The sequence below is a fragment of the Acinetobacter sp. V89_7 genome (assembly GCF_029967895.1).
Classification (GTDB): domain Bacteria; phylum Pseudomonadota; class Gammaproteobacteria; order Pseudomonadales; family Moraxellaceae; genus Acinetobacter; species Acinetobacter soli.
Genome location: NZ_JASCAJ010000017.1, coordinates 441,455 through 457,593 on the forward strand (window position 1 = coordinate 441,455; position 16,139 = coordinate 457,593).

The window sequence follows — 16,139 nt, forward strand, 5'->3', positions numbered from 1 at the left end:
AATGCAGTTGACTGAGCAACAACATGAAAAACTCAGTAAAGTTCAGTTGGATGAAAGTTGGAAGTATTCTTTAGCGGAATTTTTGTTAAGTTCACGCATGGATGACCTGCGTGAATTCTTGATGCAGCAAAAAAATCAAGACAAGATCATCTATCCGCCAAGTAAGCAAATCTTCAATGCGCTTAATACAACACCGTTGGCTGATGTCAAAGTGGTGATTTTAGGACAAGATCCCTATCACGGGCCCAACCAAGCCAATGGGCTAAGTTTCTCTGTGCAAAAAGGCATTACGCTGCCACCCTCGCTTCGAAATATTTTTCACGAGCTCAATACTGACTTAGGCATACCATTGTCCAAGCATGGTGATTTAACCAAGTGGGCGGATCAAGGTGTATTATTGCTGAACAGTGTTTTAACCGTTGAGGCAGGGCAGCCGACTTCACATCAGGGCAAAGGTTGGGAGCAGTTTACCGATGCCGTGATTGATGTATTGAATGAGCAGTGTGAACATATTGTTTTTATTTTATGGGGTGCTTACGCACAACGTAAAGGTCAGCGTATTGATCGTGAAAAACATTTGGTATTAAAAGCAGCGCATCCATCTCCACTTGCTGCAAATCGTGGTGGATTTTTTGGATGTAAAGTATTCTCCAAAGCAAATAATTATCTGAAACAACATGGCATTGAGCCAATAGACTGGCAGCTGGACGCATGAGTAATTCTTCCGACGTAACACGTTATCATCCGGATTTAATTGTTGAAGAAGCAAGTAATGGTTGGCGTATTATCCGTCTTAACCGTCCGAAATCCCTACACGCACTTGATGAGTCGATTGTCACCGCGCTGTTGCAGGTGTTTGAAGAGTTTCATGAAGATGACGAAGTAAAAGCCATTTGGTTGGATTCCACTACGCCAAAAGCATTTTGTGCAGGTGGAGATGTACGCAAATTAAGACAACTGGTGATTAATCAGGAAGTCGACAGTGCAAATCGTTTCTTTGAAAAAGAATATGCGCTTGATTTGCTGCTACATAACTATGCCAAACCCATCATTGTTTGGGGTGAGGGTTATGTAATGGGTGGTGGTCTTGGTCTATTTATGGCTGCACCGTTCAGACTGGTTACCCCGTACTCACGCTTGGCAATGCCAGAAATCAATATCGGACTTTATCCTGATGTAGGAGCCAGTCGTTTTCTGGCCGACCGCGGGCCTGTAGGGTTGTTTACCGGATTAACGGGTTCCATCATGACCGCGGCAGGAGCCTATAGTATCGGCTGGGCGACCCACATTTGTGATGCGCAGCGTGACAATGTACTTAAAAAAGTACTGGATATCGACTGGACTCATTATCCAGCAGGAAATTTTAGAGCCATTGATGACACGTTAAATAGTTTGCATCGTCCTGTTGCAGCGGGTCCGCTACAAAATTCACTCGATGTGATTCATAGTGTATGTAAGGGTCAAAACTTCGAACAGGATTATCAGTCGATTGTCGGGTTAATCGATGCTCGAAGCGACTGGCTACGTCAGGCCAGTGAAAACTTGCAAAAAGGCTCTCCAAGCACTGCTGCAATCACTTGGTTGTTGTGGCAATGGGGCAGAAAAGTACATGCATGGGACGAAGTGTTTAAACTTGAAGCGCAAATCTCAGACTGGAAAATTCGCCATCCTGACTTTGTAGAAGGAGTGCGTGCGCGTCTGGTCGATAAGGATTTGTCTCCAGCATGGAAAAATACCCAAGATTTAAGTTTGAAAGGGATTTTAGGTGACCATCCGCCAGTAACGGATATTGCAAGCTGGAATGAGCTATTGAAGCATTACGGCATTATGAATTAAGCAAAATGTCTGATCAAAAAGAAACAGATGAACAGTGGATGCGGCTTGCTTTCGAGCAAGCCGCTGTTGCTGGTGCATGTAACGAGGTGCCAGTGGGTGCCATTATTGTGAGCCAAAATAAGATCATTGGCTCAGGTTATAATGCGCCAATCAGCTTGCATGATCCTACTGCACATGCTGAAATCCGTGCCATCCGAATGGCATGCGAGTCAATTCAAAATTATCGACTCCCTGAAGATGCGACCCTTTATGTCACTTTAGAGCCATGCACAATGTGCGTGGGGGCTTTGGTACATGCGCGCATACATCGCGTCGTGTTTGCCACTACTGAGCCAAAAGCTGGTTCGCTTGTGAGTGCGCGTCAACTTTTAAACTTGGGCTATTTCAACCATAAATTCATTTATGAGTATGGGTGTTTGCAAGAAGAATGTTCGACTCAACTGAGTGACTTTTTTAAAAAGCGCCGTGAACAAAAGCGGTTACTCCGATTGCAATATAGTGCACAAAGCTCAGATTAAATTGACCTAAATGCACACATTTTCTGAAAATGATGGCCTTGAGTAATTGCGTTAAATTGAGTATGTTGATTCGACAATTCGAATTGTCAAAGGAAAGCATATGAACGCAATAACGGTAAAAAAAGAATTTAATGCGTCTATCGATCAGGTTTTTGATGTTTTGTCTAAACACTCTGCCTATAACAAGCTATTTGCTCCTATACAGGTTGTGCGTGTGAAAGACTCATCTGATCCAGCACGGCCAGATGGAGTTGGATCAATTCGAAGAATGGGGTTGGGTCCAGTTAAACCCATACAAGAAGAAATCACTTATTTAGAAGAAAATAAGCGTATTGAATATAAATTGATTCATAATCCATTAATTAAGCATCATATTGGGATTATCGAGTTTGAAGCACTCTCAGATACACGTACGCGAGTGATTTATACGATTGAATTAACAGCAAAAGTACCTTTTGTAAGTAAATTAATTCTTGCACAACTCAAGTCAGCCATTACACTAGGTTTTTCAAAATTAGCAAAATTGATAGGTTAGCCATAATTCAATGACAGCGCATATCATCACAATCGATGGTCCAAGTGGATCAGGTAAGGGAACGCTTGCGGCAAAGCTTGCATCACATTACGGATTTCATCTTCTAGACTCGGGCGCATTGTATCGTTTGCTGGGGCTGTCATTGCACAACAAACAGCTACTCGATCAGCTTTCAGATCAGCTAGATGAATGTGTGAAGATTGCACAGCATTTGGATATTCAATTTAATACTCAATCTGGTGGAATATCGATCGATCTGGAAGGGCAAGATGTCACCAAAACGATTCGAACAGAGCATGTGGGTGAATACGCATCGAAGGTGGCTGCTGTGCCAGAGCTTCGTCAAGCATTGTTTGATCGCCAGCGCGCATTTATTCAAGTACCTGGTTTGGTCGCCGATGGTCGTGATATGGCCACTGCGATTTTTCCGGAAGCACAAGCGAAAATTTACCTCACTGCATCGGCAGAATCTCGCGCAGAGCGCCGTGTAAAACAGTTGCAGGGTATGGGGCTTGATGTTAAAATAAACGACATTTTGGCCAATATACAGGCACGTGATAAGCGTGATATGGAACGAGAGGTTGCCCCTCTGCGTCCCGCACCCGATGCCTATATTATCGACAGTTCGGCGTTATCTATCGACGATGTTTTTCAGTTAATGACAGATTACATCGATCTTCGTCTGGCCTAAAACAAATTAACAATCAGTTGAAGCATAGCTTGATCAGTTTTACACGGACTATGTAGAGACTTAACTAAACCGGCCTTGTCTGATCCAAGACCGCTGACTTTATCAGGTATATCATGACCGAATCTTTTGCAGCCCTCTTTGAAGAAAGTGAATTAAACCTCAATGTAGAAAAGGGTGCAGTCATCCAAGGTGTTGTTGTTAGCATCGATAGTGACTGGGTAACTGTTGACACTGGCCTTAAATCTGAAGGCGTTGTTGACCGTACTGAATTTTTAAATGATCAACGTGAACTTGAAGTTCAAGTTGGTGATACTGTTGACGTTGTTGTTGAAGCGCTTGACAACGGTATGGGTCAAACAGTTTTGTCACGTGAAAAAGCTAAACGTGCTGAAACTTGGACTAAACTTGAAAAAATCTTTGAAGACGGCGAAATCGTTACTGGTGTTATCTCTGGTAAAGTAAAAGGCGGTTTCACTGTTGACATCGGTCCAGTTCGTGCGTTCCTACCAGGTTCATTGGTTGACACTCGTCCTATCCGTGACACGACTCACCTTGAAGGTAAAGAGCTCGAGTTTAAAGTAATCAAGCTTGATGCAAAACGCAACAACGTTGTTGTTTCTCGTCGTGCGGTAATGGAAGCTGAATCTTCAGCTGACCGTGAAGCGCTTCTTGCTCAGCTTGAAGAAGGTCAAACTGTTACTGGTACCATCAAAAACCTTACTGATTACGGCGCGTTCGTTGATCTTGGCGGTATTGATGGTCTTCTTCACATTACAGACATGGCTTGGAAACGTATCAAGCATCCATCTGAAGTGGTTGAAGTGGGTCAAGAAGTTACTGTTAAAGTACTTAAATTTGACCGCGAGCGTAACCGTGTATCACTAGGTCTTAAACAACTTGGTGAAGATCCATGGTTAGCGATCATGAGCCGTTACCCTAAAGGTTCTATCGTTAAAGCACGTGTAACTAACTTGACTGACTACGGTTGCTTCGCAGAAATCGCTGAAGGCGTTGAAGGTCTTGTTCACGTATCTGAAATGGACCACACTAACAAAAACATCCACCCATCTAAAGTTGTTCAGATTGGTGACGAAGTTGATGTTATGGTTCTTGAAGTGGACGAAGAGCGTCGTCGTATTTCTCTTGGTATCAAACAAACTCGTGCTAACCCATGGGAAGAGTTTGCCAAAGCACACGAGAAAGGCGAAAAAGTTTCTGGTACGATCAAGTCAATCACTGACTTCGGTATCTTCATCGGTTTACCAGGTGGTATCGACGGTCTAGTACACTTGTCTGATATTTCTTGGAACGAACAAGGCGAAGAAGCTATCCGTCGTTACAAGAAAGGTGACACTGTTGAAGCGGTTATCTTGTCTGTAGACGCTGAAGGCAACCGTATCAGCCTTGGTATCAAGCAATTGAACAGCGATCCATTCAATGATTTCTTAGCTGCGAACGAACGTGGTGCGTTGGTTAAAGGTACTGTAACTGCTGTAGACGCTAAAGGCGCTACTGTTAAGTTAGGTGACGAAATCGAAGCGACACTAAAAGCATCTGAAATCAACCGTGATCGCGTTGAAGATGCAACTAAGTTCCTAGAAGTTGGTCAAGAAGTTGAAGCGAAAATCATCAACGTAGATCGTAAATCTCGCTCTATCAACTTGTCTATCAAAGCGAAAGACGAAGCTGAAGAGAAAGAAGCGGTTGCGAACCTTCGTACAGCTTCTGTATCTCAAGACAATGGTCCTAAGACTATTGGTGACTTGATTAAAGCGCAAATGAAATAAGTACTGTTAAAAAAGTACGGTTAGTGTAACTAATTGGTACTTTTTATACAATTACTGTAAACGGTAGCGTAGTATTAGTGTACTGCGCTACCGTTTTGTATTTAAACAGGTTATTATAAAACTTAATTCAAAGCAGCAATAATTAAAGAGGTCATCGATGACTACTGAAGCACTTAACAAGTCTGACTTAATAGAACGTATTGCTTTAAAAAATCCACATTTGGCTGAACCTTTGGTTGAAGAAGCAGTCAGAATCATGATCGACCAAATGATCGATGCATTATCAAATGATAATCGTATCGAGATTCGTGGTTTTGGGAGCTTTGCGTTGCATCATAGAGAACCTCGTGTAGGCCGTAATCCTAAAACAGGCAGATCGGTTGAAGTTGCTGCAAAAGCTGTTCCTCATTTTAAGCCCGGTAAAGCACTTCGTGATGCCGTGAATGAGGCAATTACTAAATAAATTATAAACTCAATAAAATGAGGTCTTTATGCGTTATATACTTGTCGCATTACTCGTTATTTTGTTCGGATATTCATTAGCATTGGTACTTCAAAATCCAACAGAATTACCGGTCGACTTATTGTTTACTCAAGTTCCTGCTATGCGATTGGGCTTGTTACTCTTACTGACTTTGGTGCTCGGCGTTGTCATCGGCCTATTGTTAGGGGTGTTAGTCTTTAAGGTAATCCAGAAAAGCTGGGAAATTAAAAGACTACGTAAAGATATTGAATACTTACGTAAAGAGCAGATTCAAACTGCTCAGATCGCTGCTGCCGAGGCCGCAGCCAGTGTAAGACATGAAAAAACCGTATTAGATGTGCAACCTGAACCTCAAAACCGTAATCCTCTTTAAATAGCATACAGACTAGTTTTTTAAGTTGTGATGATTACAAATAAAATGGCTCTCTTATCTAAGGGCCATTTTTTTATTTAATTCCGAGAAAGCGTAAAATTGCAGTGGTGCCTACGGCTGAAAGAATGACAAATACCAAAGAGCCATTTTTCCAAGCAATACCGATTGCCACGAGCACACCGATTAGCTTACTCATTCCACTAAACTGATCTTGTTCAAATAACGTGTTAAAAACGGCTAACGTGAATAACAATACGCATGCAGCATCAGACATGAGTTGTTTGTGTTTTTCTTGAAACGAAATTTGGTGGGCAAGGTAGAAGCCAGTATAACGAATCAGATAAGTACCCGCTGAAAGCACGATTATTCCAATAAAAATAATGATTTCATTAGTATTCATTTTGATTTTCTTCCGAGTAAAAGGCCCAACATTGAAACTAAAACAGGCAATCCTGTTGCAAGAAACGGGATTGAGGTCAGAGAAAGTCCTGCACCAAGAAAAGCGCGTTTCCGGGTGGTCTTGTTTTTTAACATCGGCATAATGAGCGCAAATAAAATTGCTGGAAAAGCGGCATCGATACCAAACGCATAAATATCTGGAATAAATCGACCCAAAATATAGCCTAAGATAACGCCTAAAGGCCAAAAAATTGCAACGCAAATACCGCAGAACCAGTAGGCCTTAGCTTTGAGTGCCAGATCCGATTGACTTAAACCGAACATGACACTTTCATCATTCATAATATGGCAGGCCAAAAATTTTAAACGATTATTTTGGATAAATTCTGCGACTGATAAGCCAAAAGGCAAGTGACGTAAATTAATCAGGATACCTGTACATGCTGCAAAAACTGGATGTGCACCAGAAGCAACCATACCAATAAAAGTAAACTCTGCCGCGCCCGCTAAAACACTCACAGATAACAGTACTGGAATCCACATAGGAAGCCCAAAGCTGGCAGCGACCGAGCCAAGTGATAGACCAACGATACCAATCGCAATGGAAATCAATATGATGGCTTTAGCGAGAGAAATGTATATTTTGGTAGACATGATTGTTTTTTATATCAAACGAACGTACGTTATAATAGTTTATTCTACATCGTTCGTCAAAACGAACAATCGTTTTTTATGGTGAGTTATGTCGTTGCCCATTGAAATTGTCTCTAAAAATTTACAGCGAGAAAGACAAAAAGCTGGTTTGTCACTGGCAGAAGTAGCACGGCGCGCTGGAGTTGCAAAATCTACCTTATCGCAACTTGAAGCTGCTCAAGGTAATCCAAGCCTTGAGACATTATGGGCGCTCTGTGTTGCACTGGATATTCCTTTTGCAAAATTAATGGAAAGTCATAGCCCCCAGACTCAAATTATTCGATTTGGCGAAGGGCCATCGGTTTCATCCGAAGTAGCGCACTATCAGGCCATCCTTCTTGCGGTATGTCCGACGGGTGCTCGTCGAGACCTATATATTTTAACCACGCAACCGGGAGAACCAAGATTAAGTCATCCACATCCGATTGGAAGTGTTGAGCACATTGTCATTATGAAAGGGCGAGCCAGAGTGGGGCTGACATCTGAGCCTAAGATTCTGAACGAGGGTGATTACATTTGTTATCCGGCCGATCAGGAACACATTTTTGAGGCGCTTGAAGCAGATACGCGTGCAATACTGATCTCTGAACAAAGATAAGGTCGATTGGACTTGTCTTAGACGCTTTTTTTGATAAAAACCACATTCATGCTTTGTGCAAAGCATGAATACATCTATAATTACCCGAATTTTAAGCTGTGGAATTAGATTCGTGAGTATTATTGTTGCCTTAGACGCAAAGAGCCAATATGACGCTTTGAGCATTGTAGATCAGCTCGATCCATCACTTTGTCGTGTCAAAGTAGGCAAGGAGCTATTTACTCACGATGGGCCGCAAACAGTCAGAATTTTGCAAGATCGCGGTTTTGAACTATTCCTCGATTTGAAATTTCATGACATTCCAAACACCACAGCACAAGCCGTATGTGCGGCAGCAGATTTGGGGGTGTGGATGGTGAACGTTCATGCCTCGGGTGGTCGTAAAATGATGGAAACCTGCGTTGAACGTCTTAAAGCAGGAAACTATCAGACACAACTGATTGCCGTGACTGTATTAACCTCGATGGGTCGTGAAGATTTACGTGATATTGGTCTAGATATTGAGCCGTCTGAACAGGTAAAACGCTTAGCTCAACTTACTAAAGAAAGCGGTCTTGATGGTGTGGTATGTTCGGCGCAAGAAGCAAAGATGTTGCGTGATCTTTTAGGTCAAGATTTTGCGTTGGTAACCCCAGGTATTCGACCTGAAGGCGCCAATGCTGATGATCAAAAGCGCATCGTGACACCGAAACAGGCCATGCTGGATGGCTCGACGCACTTGGTGATTGGTCGCCCAATCACGCGTGCAGAAAATCCAAATGAAATGCTCAAAAGTATTTTATCTAGCCTTGCTTAAAGCATAAGCACCAAACTCATCAGAATTGGTGCAAGCAATGACAGAATAATGCCGCTGACCATCGCATACGGCACATAATGTGTGCCGCATGACTGCTTGACCATGGCCAGCGTAGCATCCATCGATGTAGCGCCTGCGCTAGAAATTGCCGAGCGAGGGAATCGCCAGCCAAAACAATACATCAACAATATTGCAAAAATTTCGCGAAACAGATCGGTCAAGAGCGCCATTCCACCGAGTTCACTAGAATGTAGCTGTGTCAGTAAAATACCAGACATCGAGTACCAGCCGTACCCTTGGGAGAGCGCGAAGGTCTCTTTAAGTGAAAGGTCATGTAGAAAGTAATGACATCCTAACGCTGCCAAGCAAGACCCTAAAATTGCAGCACATGGCACCACCAGTATTTTCCAGCTGAGCCATGATCTGTCTAAGCGTGTAAAAGCCAGTTCAATCCCAATGAGGAAAATAAACAATAACAATAAATACCAGCTATTAAAGTGCGGATCCCAGTTTTGCCATAAACAGATGGCGCCAATAGCTCCCCCTAGCATTAAGACCAGACAGGCATGACTGATATTTTTAATTGCGTTTAAAAATAGTGAAAATGAAATTTTACCTTGCACGCTATCACGATCTAAAAGCTGATAGGCAAGCATACACACTACAAACGAAGCACATGTGGTCGTGAAAGCCAGAATCAGCGCAGTTGGCAAAATTTGTTGTGGATCTTTGAGCTGATGAAATGCAAAGCTAAATTCAAAAGCGACCGCCATAAGCAGTAAATAAGAAAAATAAGGCAGTACTTTAAATACGAGCTTCTGCAATGTTTGAGATAAACGAGGCCCCAAAAAATAACCCAGAGTACCTACAATTAAAATTTGTGTAATAAGAAGAAGAGATTGCATGAAATAAGTAAGCTGTAGACAACTTACTTATTATGACGATCATCAATTATACTGCAATCTTTTTTGCATACCGATTTGACCAGAGATGATAATCCGCGATATCAACTTTACGGGTTTGAAGCCAGTATTGCCAAGTATACGTTGGCCAGAGTGAAAAGTTTTTTCCTTCTTGGGTTTGATACCAACTGACACATCCTCCTGCTTGCCATACGGTACCTTGCAATTGCTGTTGAATTTTTTGATTGAATCGATCTTGTTGTTCTTGTTTAACTTCAATGGCGCTGCATTGTGACAGATCGACTTTTCTAATTAACTGTAAAATATACTCGACTTGTGATTCAATCATGAAAATCACTGAATTGTGACCCAATACGGTATTGGGGCCGAGTAACTGAAACAGATTTGGAAAGCCTGCCGTACAAATACCATAATAGCTTTCTGGACCATTTTTCCACACTGTTTTGAGTTCAATATTTTGCTTGCCATAGCATTCAAACTTTTTTAGATAAATGCGCGGATCGGTTACAAAGCCCGTGCCATAGATCAAACAGTCAATGGGGCGTTCTTTACCGTCATTGGTCACTATGCTATGTGCTTTTAATTCCCGAATGCCGTCTGTAACAAGTTCTACATTTTCTCGATTAAACGTCGGGAAGTATTTGTTCGATATTAGAATTCGCTTACACCCCATGACAAAATCGGGTGTAAGTTTTTGGGCAAGTTGTTTATCTTTTACCTGATAACGAATAAATGCTTCTGCCAGTTTTTGCCCGTATTTCATAATGGTGGGTTTAACAATCGGTACAACCCGCGATTCATTACTCCAGTACAGTCGAGTACGATGCAGCTTGCGATACGCTTCAGAGTGTTTAAATAATGCTTGATCCAGCTTTGAATAACGTCGTTCATCGCGCGGAATTACCCATGCTGCGGTGCGCTGCATCACGTAAAGCTGTTTGACTTGAGGTGCAATTTCGGGGATATATTGAATTGCACTACCACCTGTGCCAATCGATGCAACATGTTTATTACTTAGATCGTAGCTGTGATCCCATTGAGATGAGTGAAACACTTTTCCTTTGAATGTTTCAATGCCTTGAATATGCGGGATTTGCGGAACATGCAAAGGCCCCGAAGCAAAAATTAAGAATTGGGCTTGAAGTGGTGCTTGGTCTTTAATGTCGATATGCCAATAACATCCATCTTCATCATATTTTGCGCAAATGACTTCATGTTCAAAACGACAAAATTCTTTGAATTGATAACGCGCTGCTAGATCTTGCATATATCCAAAAATTTCATCGGCTTCTGCATAGCGTTTAGACCAGTCAGTTTTGGGAGCGAATGAAAGGGAATACATATGCGACTGAACATCGCAGGCTGCCCCCGGATACTGATTGTCTCGCCATGTTCCACCTAAATCTGCTGCTTTTTCTAACACGACAAAATCACGAATATTGTTTTGGAGTAGTCGAATGGCCATGGCTAAACCACCAAAACCTGCTCCAATAATGGCAATCTTTATTGTTTGAATCTTTTGATAGGATGCATGCTGCATGATTTATTCCTTGGTTAAACCTTAAGCATGAGATTAAAGACTGCTATCTGTAAATTCCATGATTGCACTGCCATTAAAATTGATAGATTCGGCAATTAAAATTAATTGGTATTTATAGTAAAACATTTTGGTAGTTTTAATATAGTTGAAAGAATGAAGCGCTCCATCCTCGGACTTATGTATCTTATCCAAGGTATGCGGAATGCGGGTATCGACGTAGATACACGCTTGGCATCCATTGGAATTAAGCTCGATGCAATCGATCCGAACTCGATCATTCATGACTCACTTGAGTGGGACATCCAGTATGTGATTGGAAAAGATGTTGCGCCTGAAAACGGACTGTTTATTGGGCAGCATTATGCATTGGCAGGTTATGGCCCTCTATTGATGCTGCTTGTTACGAGTGACAGTATCCGCACAGCGATTTGTAAAGGCATTGAATATCAAAAACTGACTCACCTTTCAGGTGAACTAGACCTAATTACGACCACAGCAAAAACTTCTTTGGTATACCGACCATCAGATTTAAACTCTTCAATAGGTTTGCTCAGAGCACAGTGTGAAGTCTCAGGCACTTATAAATTTATTCAAGATATTTATAAAATGATGGGGCTCATGGCGCCAGAGATTCGGGTTGAATTGCCATTTTTAGCACCTCAGGACCCTCAAATACTGCATCAATATTACGATTATTATGGTCCTAATCTGCATTTTGGTCATACGTGTGCGGCTTTTAGTCTTGATGCGGATGTGTTGGATGTAAAAATTCCATCTGCCGATGCAATTACGCATCGTGTATATGAGGTGAAATGTCAGACAGAAATTGATCGCTTAAATTCCGAGCAAAAAAAGCAACCACTGCTCGTGCAGCAAGTGCATGATTATCTGGAGTTACAACAAGGTGTTATTCCAACGATGGCAGAAACGGCTTTTGCGCTAAATATACCTGAGCGAACACTTCGACACCAATTACAGCAACACGACACCAGCTATAAAAAAATACGTGAACAGTTGATTAAGGATAAAGCACTCAAACTTATGGAATATAAAGAATACTCAATTGAAATGATTGCTGAATTGCTTGGTTACTCTGAACCTGCTGCATTTAATCATGCATTTAAGCGATGGTTTGGACAAAGCCCCCGGCGCTATGGTAAATAAGTTGTGTTGCATTATGCAGCTAAAGTTCTATATGTATTCAACCAACATCTAATATACTTTTCATCAGACCCAGATAGCACAGAACGATATGTCAAATAGTAGCGCTTCGCACAATACCGCTTTTACGCCCTTATCGCCAGCAGAACGCTATGCACAAGCGCTAGCGTCCGGACAATTCATGCCAGATGAAGCTCAAGCCCAAGCGGTCAGTGAGCTTGAGCGTGTTTGGCAAGAACTGTTAAATCGTTATAAGGCATCTAAAAAGGCTTTTCGCCGTTTTCGCCGTCAAACTTCACCAAAAGGTGTATATATGTGGGGCGGTGTTGGACGTGGCAAAACTTGGCTGATGGATCAATTTTTTGAGTCAATTCCATTTCGTCGTAAAACACGCATGCATTTTCATCATTTCATGCAGCATGTACATCGTGAGCTCAACAAGCTTTCGGGGCAGCGCAATCCTCTCGATCAAGTTGCAGACAAAATTTATAAAGATGCCGTGATTATCTGCTTTGATGAGTTTTTTGTATCGAATGTTACCGATGCTATGATCTTAAGTGACCTGTTTCAAAAGCTTTTTGCGCGTGGCGTGACTTTGGTGGCTACCTCCAATATTGCACCGGAAGGGTTATATAAAAACGGTATTCACCGTGATCGCTTTTTACCTACCATCGATTTATTGCAAAAAAATTGTACTATTTTAAATGTCGATGCAGGTGTGGATTATCGACTTCGCGTTCTCAAGCAGGCACAACTGTTTAAATATCCGTTAAGTGCCGATGCAAGTGAATGGATGACACAGCGTTTTGAGGCAATTACCCGTTCACAAACGGTTTCTCAAGAGCCGATTACTATTAATAACCGGATTGTCGAAACCTTAGGTCATACCGAAGATGTACTGTGGTGTGAATTTTCAGAATTGTGTGTTAAGCCACGTAGTCCAGCCGATTTTATTGAGATTGCCAATATCTACAATACAGTCTTGGTAAGCAATGTTCCGCATCTTAATGATTACCTCTCCGAAGGCACACGTCGTTTTATTTATCTGGTTGATGAATTTTACGATCGCGGCGTAAAGCTCCTACTTACTTCGCAAGATTCAATTATTGAGTTATACGAAGGCGAGAAACTGGCGTTTGAAATTGAGCGAACCCGTTCGCGTTTGCTTGAAATGCAGTCGGACGATTATTTACACGCAGCTCACCGACAAATTGATGACGCAAAAACATCATAGTTAAAGATAAGGCATTCATTTTGAATGCCTTATTATATTTAAATCCACATAAAAATTATTTTTCAAATCTGTTTAATAATCTAAAAATTTTGCTATAACTAATCATGTTGTTTTGGATATGTTGAATAAACCAGCCAATTTTGGCTATTTTTTAACATGGATCATACTTTATATACTTTAAACCAAGAATTCAGTTTCTGAGATTGCAAGACACAACGAAGTAAATTGGGTGCTTAATTTTACTGTGAAATGTTTGTTATTTCACAATGTGATTCTGCTATTCAGGATGGTATAAATGGTTATACTAGAATCTCTTGTATAAAAAGTAGCAATATCAGGAAAGACGATGACGGCACGTATTCAAAAAGGCAAGCTCGCGATTGCGAAAGAACTTTACGATTTTATAGAAAATGAAGCGTTAACTGCTTCGGGGTTAGACAGTGAAACCTACTGGAAAAACTTTGAGCAGGTCGTTGTCGATCTGAGCCCAAAAAATAAGGCACTTTTGGCGAAGCGAGATGATTTACAAGCTCAAATTGATGAATGGCATCGCAATAACACATTTGAACTAGGTGCTTATAAAGCCTTTCTCAAAGAAATTGGTTACTTATTACCTGAAGTCGAAGATTTTCAAATTACCACAGAGAATGTGGATGAAGAAATTGCACTGCTGGCTGGACCACAATTGGTGGTTCCTGTACGTAATGCACGCTATTCACTGAATGCTGCCAACGCGCGTTGGGGATCACTCTATGATGCGCTATATGGCTTTGATGTGATCTCTGAAGAAGGAGGAGCTGAGAAAGGTAAGGGATACAATCCTGCGCGCGGTGCAAAAGTGATTGCATTTGCAAAAAACTTTCTAGACGAAACATTCCCATTGGCACAAGGCTCTCATTCAGATGCAGTGAAATATAGCGTTGAGCACAATGCACTGGTGATTCAATTAAAATCTGGTGAAAGCACCACCTTGAAACATGAAGCCTTATTTGTTGGTTTTAATGGCGATGAACAAGCACCAACTGAAATCGTGCTTAAAAATAATGGTTTACATGTCATTATCGAAATTGATGCGACCAGTCCAATTGGTCAAACAGATGCAGCAGGGGTGAAAGACCTTATGCTTGAAGCTGCGATCACGACCATTCAGGATTTAGAAGATTCAGTCGCTGCGGTAGATGCAGAGGAAAAAGTCGAAGGTTATCGTAACTGGCTAGGGCTCATGCAAGGCACATTGCAAGAGTCAATTGAAAAAAATGGCAAAACTATCACACGTAAACTCAGTGAAGATCGTACATGTAAAAACTTGATTGGTGGAACCACAACTTTACATGGCCGTTCGTTGATGCTGCTACGTAATGTGGGTCACCTGATGACTAACCCTGCAATTTTGGTTGATGGTGAAGAAATTTACGAAGGTATTATGGATGCCTTGATTACGCCACTGCTTTCCGTGGTGGATATTAAAGGTCAAAATACCATTAAGAACTCGCGCAAAGGATCGATGTATATTGTAAAACCAAAAATGCATGGCCCAGAGGAGGTTGCATTTACGGTTGAGCTGTTTGAGCGCGTTGAAAAGGCGCTTGGCTTACCTGAAAAATCGCTCAAAGTCGGTATTATGGATGAAGAGCGTCGTACTTCGGTCAACCTGAAAAACTGTATTGCCCAAGCCAAAGATCGTACCATCTTTATTAATACAGGCTTCATGGACCGTACTGGTGATGAGATTCATACTTTCATGGAAGCCGGTCCTTTTGTTCGTAAGGGTGAGATCAAAGGACAAAAATGGTTCCCAGCTTATGAAAACCGCAATGTTATGATTGGTTTGCAAGCAGGTTTACGTGGAAAAGCACAAATTGGCAAGGGCATGTGGCCAAAACCAGACATGCTGCTAGACATGTATAACACCAAGATTGAGCATCCTGAAGCAGGTGCATCATGTGCTTGGGTGCCTTCACCATCTGGTGCGGTGATCCATGCCATCCATTACCATCAGTGCAATGTCACAGAGCGTCAACAAGAGCTGTTAAGTACACAGCCGATTTCACTTGATGACTTGCTGACACCACCATTAGCCACAGAAACCAACTGGTCTGCCGATGAAATTACCAAAGAGCTAGAAAATAACTGCCAAGGTATTCTTGGTTATGTTGTACGCTGGGTTGATTTAGGTGTGGGTTGTTCGAAAGTGCCAGACATTAATAACGTTGGTCTAATGGAAGATCGCGCGACTTTACGTATTTCCTCACAGCACGTTGCAAACTGGCTGCGTCACGGTATCGTGACAAAAGCACAGGTTGAAGAGGTGCTTAAGCGTATGGCAAAAGTAGTGGATGAACAAAATGCCAATGATCCAGGGTACACGCCGATGTCGCCTGGATTTGAAGGAATTGCATTCCAAGCTGCTTCAGATTTGATTTTTAAAGGTGGTGAACAACCTTCAGGTTATACCGAACCTCTACTACATGCTGCACGTTTAAAACTTAAAGGTTACACAGGTGATTAAGTAAACAGTGTGTCGCGAAAAGCCGCAACATATGTTGCGGCTTTTTTATCGATTTATGTGTA

Annotated in this window: 17 protein-coding genes; 13 read left to right on the top strand and 4 right to left on the bottom strand. The window is 41.8% G+C overall.

What is annotated here, in order from left to right:
* The first annotated feature begins 1 nt into the window (after nt 1).
* From ung to QLG00_RS03320, 8 genes are all read left to right on the top strand, one after another.
* Nucleotides 2-715, top strand: a complete 714-nt coding sequence (gene ung / locus QLG00_RS03285) for a uracil-DNA glycosylase (RefSeq protein WP_004938711.1) — start codon at nt 2-4, stop codon at nt 713-715.
* On the top strand, nt 712-1,836 hold the full coding sequence (locus QLG00_RS03290) for an enoyl-CoA hydratase/isomerase family protein (protein ID WP_004948124.1): 1,125 nt from the start codon (nt 712-714) through the stop codon (nt 1,834-1,836). Before ung ends, QLG00_RS03290 begins: the two co-directional genes overlap by 4 nt.
* 5 nt (nt 1,837-1,841) lie before the next feature.
* On the top strand, nt 1,842-2,354 hold the full coding sequence (gene tadA / locus QLG00_RS03295) for a tRNA adenosine(34) deaminase TadA (protein WP_004938709.1): 513 nt from the start codon (nt 1,842-1,844) through the stop codon (nt 2,352-2,354).
* A gap of 100 nt (nt 2,355-2,454) precedes the next feature.
* Complete coding sequence (locus QLG00_RS03300; RefSeq protein WP_004938706.1) at nt 2,455-2,889, top strand: SRPBCC family protein; 435 nt, start codon at nt 2,455-2,457, stop codon at nt 2,887-2,889.
* A gap of 10 nt (nt 2,890-2,899) precedes the next feature.
* Complete coding sequence (cmk, locus tag QLG00_RS03305) at nt 2,900-3,580, top strand: (d)CMP kinase (protein WP_282470495.1); 681 nt, start codon at nt 2,900-2,902, stop codon at nt 3,578-3,580.
* 113 nt (nt 3,581-3,693) lie between these two features.
* A complete protein-coding gene (rpsA, locus tag QLG00_RS03310; protein ID WP_004938702.1) occupies nt 3,694-5,367 on the top strand; it encodes a 30S ribosomal protein S1 in 1,674 nt (557 codons plus the stop codon).
* Between the two features lie 157 nt (nt 5,368-5,524).
* A complete protein-coding gene (locus QLG00_RS03315) occupies nt 5,525-5,830 on the top strand; it encodes an integration host factor subunit beta (RefSeq protein WP_004938699.1) in 306 nt (101 codons plus the stop codon).
* Nucleotides 5,831-5,858: 28 nt separating this feature from the next.
* A complete protein-coding gene (locus tag QLG00_RS03320; protein WP_004938696.1) occupies nt 5,859-6,224 on the top strand; it encodes a lipopolysaccharide assembly protein LapA domain-containing protein in 366 nt (121 codons plus the stop codon).
* A 73-nt stretch (nt 6,225-6,297) separates the two neighbouring features.
* Here the strand turns inward: QLG00_RS03320 and QLG00_RS03325 are convergent, their stop codons facing one another.
* Nucleotides 6,298-6,624, bottom strand: a complete 327-nt coding sequence (locus QLG00_RS03325) for an AzlD domain-containing protein (protein WP_025095499.1) — start codon at nt 6,622-6,624, stop codon at nt 6,298-6,300.
* Entirely contained in the window at nt 6,621-7,277 is a 657-nt protein-coding gene (locus tag QLG00_RS03330; RefSeq protein WP_076032182.1) for an AzlC family ABC transporter permease, read from the bottom strand. The genes QLG00_RS03325 and QLG00_RS03330 overlap by 4 nt, the downstream gene beginning before the upstream one ends.
* Nucleotides 7,278-7,365: 88 nt before the next feature.
* Between QLG00_RS03330 and QLG00_RS03335 the strand changes: the two genes are divergently transcribed.
* Nucleotides 7,366-7,914: an XRE family transcriptional regulator gene (locus QLG00_RS03335; protein WP_004948111.1), complete on the top strand. Its 549-nt coding sequence runs from the start codon at nt 7,366-7,368 to the stop codon at nt 7,912-7,914.
* Nucleotides 7,915-7,978: 64 nt separating this feature from the next.
* Entirely contained in the window at nt 7,979-8,710 is a 732-nt protein-coding gene (pyrF, locus tag QLG00_RS03340) for an orotidine-5'-phosphate decarboxylase (protein WP_004948107.1), read from the top strand.
* On the opposite strand, the gene QLG00_RS03345 is transcribed toward pyrF, so the two are convergent.
* Together QLG00_RS03345 and QLG00_RS03350 are read right to left on the bottom strand one after the other, a co-directional pair.
* Complete coding sequence (locus QLG00_RS03345) at nt 8,707-9,615, bottom strand: lysine exporter LysO family protein (RefSeq protein ID WP_282470496.1); 909 nt, start codon at nt 9,613-9,615, stop codon at nt 8,707-8,709. The two genes, pyrF and QLG00_RS03345, sit on opposite strands and share 4 nt — an antisense overlap.
* A 46-nt stretch (nt 9,616-9,661) precedes the next feature.
* Nucleotides 9,662-11,173, bottom strand: coding sequence for an NAD(P)/FAD-dependent oxidoreductase (locus tag QLG00_RS03350; protein ID WP_282470497.1), 1,512 nt, complete (start codon nt 11,171-11,173; stop codon nt 9,662-9,664).
* A gap of 153 nt (nt 11,174-11,326) precedes the next feature.
* On the opposite strand from QLG00_RS03350, the gene QLG00_RS03355 reads away from it, so the two are divergent.
* The 3 genes from QLG00_RS03355 to QLG00_RS03365 all read left to right on the top strand — a co-directional run bounded on the left by QLG00_RS03355 (nt 11,327) and on the right by QLG00_RS03365 (nt 16,077).
* Nucleotides 11,327-12,337 (top strand): AraC family transcriptional regulator, encoded by a 1,011-nt coding sequence (locus QLG00_RS03355; RefSeq protein ID WP_119026192.1) that lies wholly within the window; start codon nt 11,327-11,329, stop codon nt 12,335-12,337.
* Between the two features lie 88 nt (nt 12,338-12,425).
* Nucleotides 12,426-13,568, top strand: coding sequence for a cell division protein ZapE (zapE, locus tag QLG00_RS03360; protein WP_025095506.1), 1,143 nt, complete (start codon nt 12,426-12,428; stop codon nt 13,566-13,568).
* A gap of 346 nt (nt 13,569-13,914) precedes the next feature.
* The gene (locus tag QLG00_RS03365; RefSeq protein ID WP_282470498.1) at nt 13,915-16,077 is read left to right on the top strand and encodes a malate synthase G; all 2,163 of its coding nucleotides are present in this window, start codon (nt 13,915-13,917) and stop codon (nt 16,075-16,077) included.
* The last annotated feature ends 62 nt before the right edge of the window (nt 16,078-16,139 follow it).